We start from the raw sequence: 624 nt of genomic DNA, 5'->3' as shown, positions 1-624 counted from the left end.
GAATTACTTGGTAAACTGTCGGGTCGTGCGGCTCAAGGTATAAGTGCGGGTATTTTTACCGCGCGAATTGGCTATAAAGCAATGGAGCTTAGCCGACCATTACCTAGGCTTGAAAATAAGCGCAGTTTATTAAAAGAGACGGTACAAAGCATTGCGAGTAAAATTATTAGTCGTAAAAAGCCACCAACGCCAGAGTAAGTATTTTTAATAAGTGTTTTAAAACGACTTTAAATAAGTTAAAGCTCACAATGACTTGGCAATATTTGTGTACAGCTATATGCATAAACTTTGCACAAATAGCCATCTGAGCATCCGGCATGCTTGCTGTTTTTAAGCCCATACGTTTTGATTATGAAATCGATAAAACATAATAATCAAAAAAATGAGCCTACAATGAGCAAGCATCATATAAATACCCAGTGTATTCACGGACCACAAAAAGCAAACGACCCGCACGGCGCACTCACTTCTCCTTTGTATCAAACCTCTACCTTTCATTTTGAAAATGCTGCACAAGGTGCTGCGCGTTTTGCAGGCGACGAGCCTGGCTATATTTATACGCGTTTAGGAAACCCTACAACTACCGAGCTTGAGCAAAAAGTTGCTCAGCTAGAAACGTGTGAA

2 protein-coding genes are annotated in these 624 nt (G+C 40.4%); both read left to right on the top strand.

Annotated features, from left to right (window positions below):
* Positions 1-198 (top strand): DUF697 domain-containing protein (locus L647_RS0118835; RefSeq protein ID WP_029880543.1); only part of this gene is annotated, 198 nt, incomplete at its 5' end.
* A 195-nt stretch (positions 199-393) separates the two neighbouring features.
* Positions 394-624 (top strand): PLP-dependent transferase (locus L647_RS0118830; RefSeq protein ID WP_173399996.1); only part of this gene is annotated, 231 nt, incomplete at its 3' end.

This window comes from Pseudoalteromonas sp. TB64, from assembly GCF_000498095.1.
Classification (GTDB): Bacteria; Pseudomonadota; Gammaproteobacteria; order Enterobacterales; family Alteromonadaceae; genus Pseudoalteromonas.
Note: the sequence above shows the minus strand (reverse complement) of the source record. Positions and strands in the feature narration are given on the sequence as shown.